The organism is uncultured Cardiobacterium sp., assembly GCF_938028185.1.
In the GTDB taxonomy this organism is placed as follows: Bacteria; Pseudomonadota; Gammaproteobacteria; order Cardiobacteriales; family Cardiobacteriaceae; genus Cardiobacterium.
On the sequence record NZ_CALJAH010000420.1, the window covers coordinates 1 to 8,268 of the forward strand.

An 8,268-nucleotide genomic window follows, 5' to 3' on the forward strand; every position below is an offset into this window, starting at 1 on the left:
TTGGCGACGGCTTTTTCTTTGGTTTCTTTGGGCGGCGTTTTTTCCGTGGTTGCCGCTTTTTCTTTGGCAGGGGTTTTGTCTGCCACGGCAGGTTTCGTCGCCGTTTTGTTGTCTTTGACGACGGGTTTGTTTTTGGCGACCGCTTTCGCTGCCGCCTTGACCGGCGCTATTTCTGCCGCAGGGGCTTCCGCCGTTTCGTTTCTGATCATGGTCACGTTGGGCTGGCCGCTGCGGGCGGTGTTTTTTTCGGCGGTGACGGGTTTGACCCCCGGTTTCCAGCGCACCGAGAAGCCGTCGTGGTAGCGCAGGTCAATCGCGTCAATGTAGCGCTGGTAGGGTTCGATGACTTTGGCATTGACGACCGCCAGTTTTTTCAGGCGCTCGTTCAACTGGTCGCGGCCGAGGATGACGTCCAGCCCGTTGTCGAGCCGGGCGTGCCAGATGAGGCGCTGATCCAGCAGCAGTTCTTTGATTTCAAGGTGTTGTGATGCCAACCACGGTGCGATGAGCTGGTAGTACTGCAAGACTTGTTTTTCGTAGCCGTCCGGCCCGTGCAGGGTAAACAGTTGGCGCAGTTTGTCGTTGTCCGGGATGGAGAAGGGTTCGCCCGCCGCATCAAGGTAGGCGCTCCCGCCCCAGCGCACGACCGGCACCCGCTCTTCCAGTTCGACTTCGACCGCATCCGGCCAGCGTTTATAGACGCTCGCCTTGGCGATCCAGTCCAGCTGCTGCATTTCGTCGGCGAGCAGGGCGACGTCCATGTGCATCAGGTCGCGCTGGTGGTGGTTGCGGATGATTTCGCTGACTTCGCCCATGTCGCCGTAGCGGAGCGGCTCGCGGATGATGACCCGTTTCAGTGGAAAGAGGTTTTGTTGCAGCACGCGCTGGTAGATGTTGTAAGCGGTGACGGCGATGGCGATCAGCAGCCCGGCGATCAGCACGCACTCGAACGCGAGGCGCACCATCTGCCAGGTGGTGCGGCGTTCGCGTGGCACGCTGACCGAGGAACGGTGCAGCCAGGGGTTGTTCGGCGGGCTGGCCATGCGCTTCTCAACGGGTTTGCGCGAGGATTTCCAGCACGAGTGCGGCGAAATCCATGCCGTCGGTGCGTGCCGCCAGCGGCACCAGCGAGTGCGAGGTCATCCCCGGCACCATGTTGATTTCCAAGAGCCACGGGCGGTTGTCGCCATCAAGGATGAAATCGACCCGCGCCCAGCCTTTGGCGCCGATGACGTCAAAGGCGCGGCGGGTAAGCTCGCGGATTTTGCCGTCCAGCGCCGCGTCAATCGGCGGCGGGCAGAGGTAGCGCGTGTCTTCGGCGAGGTATTTGGCGTCGTAATCGTAAAAGAGGTGCGCCGCGCTCGCGGTCACTTCGATGCCGGGCAGCACCCGCCCGCCGACCACCGGATAGGTCAGTTCGCGTCCGGCCACCCACGGCTCTGCCATCACTTTTTCGCGGATACCGCCCGCTTTTTGGTAGGCGGCGACCAGTTCCGCCTGGTTCGTCACGCGGCTGACGCCGACGCTGGAACCTTCCAGCGCCGGTTTGATGGCGAATTGTCGCGCGCCGAGGGTCAGCACCAGTTCGTCGTAGGTGGTGGCGACGTCAATCACCACGTCTGGCTGTATCGGCAGGCCGGATGCCTGCCAGACGCGCTTGGTCAGCACTTTGTCCATCGCCAGCGCACAGGCAAGCACGCCGGAGCCGGTGTAGGGGATGCCCTGCCAGTCGAGAATCGCCTGTACCTGGCCGTCTTCGCCGCCTCTGCCGTGCAGGACGATGAAGGCGCGGGCGTAACCTTGCGCTTTCAGGTTAAAGAGCGCCTGATGGTCGCGCGTGTCGAGCAGGTGCGCGTCCACGCCGCTCGTGACCAATGCTTCGTGTACCGCCGCGCCGCTCGCCAGCGATACTTCGCGTTCGGATGAGGTGCCGCCGTAGAGCACGGCGACTTTGCCATATTCGTTATTCATGGATGCCATGCTCCGTTGCCATGTCTTTGGCGACGCGGCCAATGTCGCCCGCGCCGAAGTAAATCACCACGTCGCCATCGGCGAGGAGGTTGTCGTAGAGCTGCTGGTTAATCGCCGCCTTGTCGGCAATCAGCACCGGTTCCACCTTGCCGTGCGCACGGATGGCACGCGCCAACGCCCGTGAATCTGCCCCGGCAATCGGCGCTTCGCCCGCGCTGTAAACGTCCGTCAGCACCAGCGCCTCACAGTTGGACAGCACTTCGGCGAAATCGTCGAGGCAGTCACGGGTACGGGTGTAGCGGTGCGGCTGGAAGACGGCGAAGATGCGCCGCCCGGCGAAGCCTTCCGCCGCCGCCTGCAATACCGCGCGGATTTCGTTGGGGTGATGGCCGTAGTCTTCAAACACTTCGGCGCGGCCATGTTCGTGCTCAATGATGCCGTGATGGGTGAAGCGGCGACCGACGCCCTTGAACTGCGCCAGTCCGGCGGTGATTTCGGCGCGGGTCAGCCCCAGCTCGCTGGTGATAATGAAGGCGGCGAGTGCGTTCAGCACGTTGTGCTTGCCCGGCATACTGAGCGCCAGCGGCAAGGTCTCGCCGCTTTGTTTGTCCACCACGTCAAAGTGCATTTCCAGCCCGACCTGGCGCACGTTCACCGCGCGCACGTCCGCCGCCTCACTGAAGCCGTAGGTGCGCACCGGGCGGCCAACGTCGCCGAGAATGGACTGCACGCCTTCGTCATCAATGCATAGCACCGCCAGCCCGTAGAACGGCAGGTTGTGGAGGAAGCGGACAAAGCCCTGCTTGAGGTTGTTAAAGCTGCCGCCGTAGTTTTCGAGGTGGTCGGCGTCAATGTTGGTGACGACCGACATCATCGGCTGCAAATGGAGGAAGGAGGCGTCGGATTCGTCCGCTTCTGCCACCAGATATTGCCCGTCGCCGAGGCGGGCGTTGCTGCCTGCGGCGGTGAGCACGCCGCCGATGACGAAGGTCGGGTCGAGTCCGGCATCGGCGAGAATCGAGGCAATCAGGCTGGTGGTGGTGGTCTTGCCGTGCGTTCCGGCGACGGCGATGCCGAAGCGGAAGCGCATCAGCTCCGCCAGCATCTCCGCGCGGCGGATGACCGGAATGCCCAGCTCGCGCGCGCGCAACACTTCCGGGTTGGCCGGGTCAATCGCCGACGAGGTGACAACGACGGAAGCGTCTTTCACATTCTCCGCCGCATGACCGAAAAACAGCTTCGCCCCCTTGGCGGCAAGGCGGTCGGTATTGGCGGACGGCTTCAAATCCGAACCGCTCACCGTATAGCCCAGCGTGATTAGCACTTCGGCAATCGCGCTCATGCCGACGCCGCCGATACCGACGAAAAAGACATTGCGCACCCGCCGCATCTGACGGCGTTCGATGCGGCCAAAATGAAGGTCTGCACTCATAGTAAGGTCTCAATTTCCTGGATAATTTTGGCGAGCGCCTGCGCGTGTGAGAGGCTGCGGGCGCGATCCGCCTGTTTGAGCAAGAGGCCGCGCTCATGCTGCGCGGCGATGATTTCGGCGAGGCGCTGTGGCGTCAAATCCGCCTGCTGCACCACCGTCGCCGCGCCCGCATCAACCAGCGCCTGCGCGTTTGCCGTCTGATGGTCATCGACGGCATAGGGGAAGGGCACAAACAGGGCGGCGAGGCCAACGGTGGCGACTTCGGCGACGGTCAGCGCGCCGGAGCGGGCAATCACCCAGTCGGCGTGCGCATAGGCCGCCGCCATGTCTTCAATAAAGGGAACGACTTCGGCGCTAACACCCGTCTGCGCATATGCAGCGCGGGTCTCGTCCAGCCAGCGCTCGCCGACCTGATGCACCACCTGCGGCCGCGCGTCTGCGGGCAACAGCGCCAGCGCCTGCGGCACGAGTTCGTTCAGCGCCTTCGCCCCTTGCGAACCGCCGAGGACGAGCAGGCGGATGGCATCCAGCCGCCCGAGAAAGCGCTGCGCCGGGGCGGGAACGGCGGCGATGTCGGCGCGTACCGGATTGCCGGTGACAACGTACTCGCCCTCGCTTAATCCCATTTTGGCGGCGGCACGACTGTCCGCGAGCAATACCTTGCGCGCGCGTTTTGCCAGCTTGCGGTTGGTCAGACCTGCGACCGCATTCTGCTCGTGAATGACCAGCGGAATCCCGGTACGCGCCGCCATCAGCCCGCCCGGCCCGGCGGCAAAACCGCCCATGCCGATAACCACATCCGGCTTGACCGCGCGCAGCACTGCCCTCGCCTTCCATAGCGCGCGCGCCAGCATGAACGGCGCCTTGAGCCAGCCGGTGAGTCCCTTGCCGCGCAAGCCTTTGATGGCGATGTCATGGAAGGCGTAGCCCGCTTCCGGTACTTTTTTGCCTTCAAACCCGGCGGCGTTGCCGAGCCAATGCACCGTCGCCCCGGCCTCCGTTGCCGCGCGCGCCACCGCCAGCGCCGGATAGACGTGTCCGCCGGTACCGCCTGCCATCATCAAAACCGTTTTGCCTTGTAGTTTGCTCATGGTGCATTCCTTTATTTGATAATTCCTTCCCGTTTCGCCAGATAGCGGCTTTCTGCATCAATGCGGGCGAGGATGCCGAGCGAGATGCAGACAATGACCACCGAGCTGCCGCCGTAGCTGACCAGCGGCAAGGTCAGCCCTTTGGTCGGCAGGGTGCCGGTGGTGACACCAATGTTCACCAGCGCCTGGATGGCGATGATGAGGCCGATGCCATAGGCGACCAGGCTGGCGAAGCGGCGGCGGACGCGGTCGGCGAGGTAGCCGATGTGGAAGGCGCGCCACACCAGCAGCACAAACAGCGCCATCACCACCAGCGCGCCGAAGAGGCCAAATTCTTCGGCGATGATGGCAAAGATGAAGTCGGTATGCGCTTCCGGCAGGTAGTCGTGTTTCTGCACGCTTTGCCCCAGGCCGCTGCCAAAGAGGCCGCCGCTGCCGACGGCGATGAGCGAGTTCACCAGCTGGTAGCCTTCGTCAAACTGGTGCGACCACGGGTCAAGGAAGGTCAGCAGCCGCTTGACGCGGTACGGCGCGGCGACGAGCACGCCCGCCATCAGCGCCGCAACCACGGCGAAGAAGATGCCAAAGCGCCACAGGTTTACCCCCGCCATGAACATCATGCCGAGGACGGTGGCCACCATCACCATCGTCGTGCCGAAATCCGGCTGGAGCACCAGTACGACCGCGAAAAGGCCGGTGATAATCAACAGTTGCACCATCGGCCACCACTGCTGGTCCAGCTTGGCGGTGTTGCGAAAGAGGAAGGCGGCGGCGTAGAGGGTCATCGCCAGTTTGACCATTTCGCCCACTTGCAGGTTGATGAAGGGCAGGTTGAGCCAGCGGCGCGCGCCATTGACGGAAACACCGACTCCCGGAACGCAGATAATCAGCAGCAGGATGAAGGAGAACGCCAGCAACCAGCCGGAGATTTGGTAGAGCTGGTGCGTCGGCATATTGAAGATAACCCAGCCGCCAAACAGGCCGATGACGTAATAAGCCCCCTGACGGAAGGTGTAGTGATAGGGGTCGCTGTTATGCCCGACCGCCTCGCTCATCGAGGCGGAGGTGACCATCACCATGCCGATGGCAATCAGCGCCAGCCAGGCAAAGAGCAGCCAAATGTCGGGAAATTCCAGCCCCTGCCAGCGGTTGTCCGCCTGTTTCTGGCTGTGGTGAAAGGCGTCAATGTGCTGCGCCGCAATCAGTTTTTGTCGCGGCGCAGGCAGTTGTTGCCCCGTTTTCAGCGGCATAAGCCTGTCACCTCATAGGCGAAATCGTTGCCGCGCGCGTCGTAGCCGCTGTACTGGTCAAAGCTCGCGGTGGCAGGCGCGAGCAGCACGCTGTCGCCCGGCTGCGCCAGTTCGCGGGCGCGGGCGACGGCTTTCGCCATCGTGCCGCAATCTTCAAAGGCAATACCGGCGGCGGTGAAGGCGGCGACCATGTCGCGGTTATCGACGCCAATCAGCAGCACGCCGCGCAAGTTGGCCGTCTGCAATTCGCGCGCGAGCAGCGAGAAATCCTGGTTTTTGCCGACCCCGCCCGCTATCAGCACCACCGCGCCGTCAATCCCGGCCAAGGCGGCGGCGGCGGCGCCGATGTTGGTCGCCTTGGAATCGTCGTACCAGCGCACCCCGCCTTCTTCGGAAACAAGCTGCATCCGGTGCGGCAGTCCGGCGAAGGTTTCCAGCGCGGCCAGCACTTGTTGCGGCGCGACGCCATAGGCTTCGAGCATCAGCAGGGTGCAGAGGACGTTGGCGTGGTTGTGCGAGCCGCCGAGGCGGAGGCGGTTCACGTCCAGCACCGCGTGGCCGTGCAGCCAGATTTTGCCGTCGGCGACGCGGTTGGGCAGGGTGGCGGAGGTGCCGTAATAGATGATGTTCTGCCCGTCCTCGGCCATGGCGACGCAGGCTTCGTCGTCGCCGTTCAGGATGCAGATGCTGGACTGGCGCACGAGGTTCGCCTTGGCAGCGGCGTAGGCGGCGAAATCGTCGTAGCGGTCGAGGTGGTCGGGGGTGACGTTCAAGACGGCGGCGACGCGCGGATAAAGCGTCGGGCAGAGCTCAAGCTGGTAGCTGGAGAGTTCGATGACGTAGCAGTCGGCGTCTTCGCCGTCAAAGAGGGCGTCCAGCACCGGGCGGCCAATGTTGCCGCAGAGTTTCGCCCGGTATCCGGCGTGATTGAGCGCGGCGGCGAGCAGGGTGACAACGGTCGATTTGCCGTTGCTGCCGGTAACGGCCAGCACCGGCTTGTCATTGAGGCGGGCGAACAGCTCCACGTCGTTGATTTGCAGCGCGTAGCTGTTGGCAAAGGCGGCGCGGCGGCGATCGACGCCGGGGCTGACCACCAGCGTGCCCGCCCCGGCGAACGCCTGCGGGTCGTCAAAATTGCGCTTTTCGATGCGGCGCTCGTCGAGGCGTTCGTCCAGGCCGATGGCGTCGTAGCCCGCCTCGCGCAACAGATCAAGCGCGACATGGCCGGAAGCGCCCATGCCGATAACGTAAACGGGTTCGGCGAGCGCAAGCGCCCGCAATTTGCTGGTCAGCGTGTCCATAGTGTTCCCTCAGCGGAGTTTCAGGGTAGAGAGTCCGATCAGCACCAAAATCACGGTGATAATCCAGAAGCGGATGGTCACGCGCGATTCCGGCCAGCCGGAGAGTTCAAAGTGGTGGTGCAGCGGCGCCATGCGGAAGACCCGCTTGCCGCGCGTTTTGTAGGAGACGACCTGAATCATCACGGAAAGCGCTTCCGCGACAAAGATGCCGCTCATCAGCGCAAAAACCAGTTCCTGACGGATGGCGACGGCGACGGTGGCGAGCGCCGCGCCGAGCGAGAGCGCGCCGACATCGCCCATAAACACCAGCGCCGGGTGGGCGTTGTACCAGAGAAAACCCAGCCCCGCCCCGGCAATCGCCGCGCAGAACACCGCCATTTCGCCAACGCCGGGCAACACCGGCTGGTGCAGATAGCTGGCGTAATTGGGGCTGCCGGAAATATAGGCGAAGACCGAGAGGCCGCCCGCGACCAGCACTACCGGCATGATGGCAAGGCCGTCGAGGCCATCGGTGAGATTGACCGCGTTGCTCGCCCCGGTCAAAACGAAATAGACAAACGGCAGGAACAGCCAGCCCATCTGCCACGACAGGTTTTTGAAGAACGGCACATAAAGCGTCGTTTCCACCGGCGAAGCGGCGCTCACATAAAGCCAGATGCAGGTAAAGAGCGAGACGAGCGACAGCAGCGCGTATTTGTGCTTGGCGCGCAGCCCCTGCGGGTCTTTCAGAATCAGCTTGCGGTAGTCGTCAATCCAGCCGACCACACCGAAACCGAGCATGACGAACAGCGCAATCCAGGTGTATTTGACGCGCAAATCCGCCCAGAGCAGCATGGCGATGCAGACGCTCAAAATAATGAGCGCGCCGCCCATCGTCGGCGTCCCCGCCTTTTTCAGATGCGTCTGCGGGCCGTCATCGCGCACATATTGCCCCATTTGCAGGCGGCGCAGCAGCGCAATCATCCGCCCGCCAAAGCCGATGGAAAGCAAGAGCGCGGTCAGCGCGCCGAAAATGACGCGCGAGGTGAGATAGGTAAAGGCATTGAGCGGGGTGAAATAGCTGCTGAACCAGTCGGCGAGGAGGTAGAGCATGGGGCGGAATCCTTTGGGTTTGGCGTGGTGAGTTGGGGATAGTTTAGGACATTGCGTGGCAGGTTGCGCCTTTTACGGCGAATTTACAATTCAAGTGCAACAGCTACAAAAAAAGGCATCCATAAGCGATA

The 8,268-nt window shown here is 63.0% G+C and carries 7 protein-coding genes; all 7 read right to left on the reverse strand.

Annotated features, from left to right (window positions below; all coding sequences use genetic code 11):
• The coding region (locus Q0349_RS12160) for a cell division protein FtsQ/DivIB (RefSeq protein WP_298081279.1) at positions 1-1,043 on the reverse strand (1,043 nt) is incomplete at its 3' end.
• 7 nt (positions 1,044-1,050) lie between these two features.
• Positions 1,051-1,971, reverse strand: coding sequence for a D-alanine--D-alanine ligase (locus tag Q0349_RS12165; protein WP_298081280.1), 921 nt, complete (start codon positions 1,969-1,971; stop codon positions 1,051-1,053).
• Positions 1,964-3,403 carry a UDP-N-acetylmuramate--L-alanine ligase gene (murC, locus tag Q0349_RS12170; protein ID WP_298081281.1) on the reverse strand — a complete coding sequence of 480 codons (1,440 nt, stop codon included), beginning with the start codon at positions 3,401-3,403 and terminating at the stop codon, positions 1,964-1,966. The genes Q0349_RS12165 and murC overlap by 8 nt, the downstream gene beginning before the upstream one ends.
• The gene (murG, locus tag Q0349_RS12175; RefSeq protein ID WP_298081282.1) at positions 3,400-4,494 is read right to left on the reverse strand and encodes an undecaprenyldiphospho-muramoylpentapeptide beta-N-acetylglucosaminyltransferase; all 1,095 of its coding nucleotides are present in this window, start codon (positions 4,492-4,494) and stop codon (positions 3,400-3,402) included. The genes murC and murG overlap by 4 nt, the downstream gene beginning before the upstream one ends.
• An 11-nt stretch (positions 4,495-4,505) precedes the next feature.
• Positions 4,506-5,744 (reverse strand): putative lipid II flippase FtsW, encoded by a 1,239-nt coding sequence (gene ftsW / locus Q0349_RS12180; protein WP_298081283.1) that lies wholly within the window; start codon positions 5,742-5,744, stop codon positions 4,506-4,508.
• Positions 5,735-7,045, reverse strand: coding sequence for a UDP-N-acetylmuramoyl-L-alanine--D-glutamate ligase (gene murD, locus Q0349_RS12185; protein ID WP_298081284.1), 1,311 nt, complete (start codon positions 7,043-7,045; stop codon positions 5,735-5,737). Before murD ends, ftsW begins: the two co-directional genes overlap by 10 nt.
• Before the next feature lie 9 nt (positions 7,046-7,054).
• Positions 7,055-8,137, reverse strand: coding sequence for a phospho-N-acetylmuramoyl-pentapeptide-transferase (mraY, locus tag Q0349_RS12190; protein WP_298081286.1), 1,083 nt, complete (start codon positions 8,135-8,137; stop codon positions 7,055-7,057).
• Between the last annotated feature and the right edge of the window lie 131 nt (positions 8,138-8,268).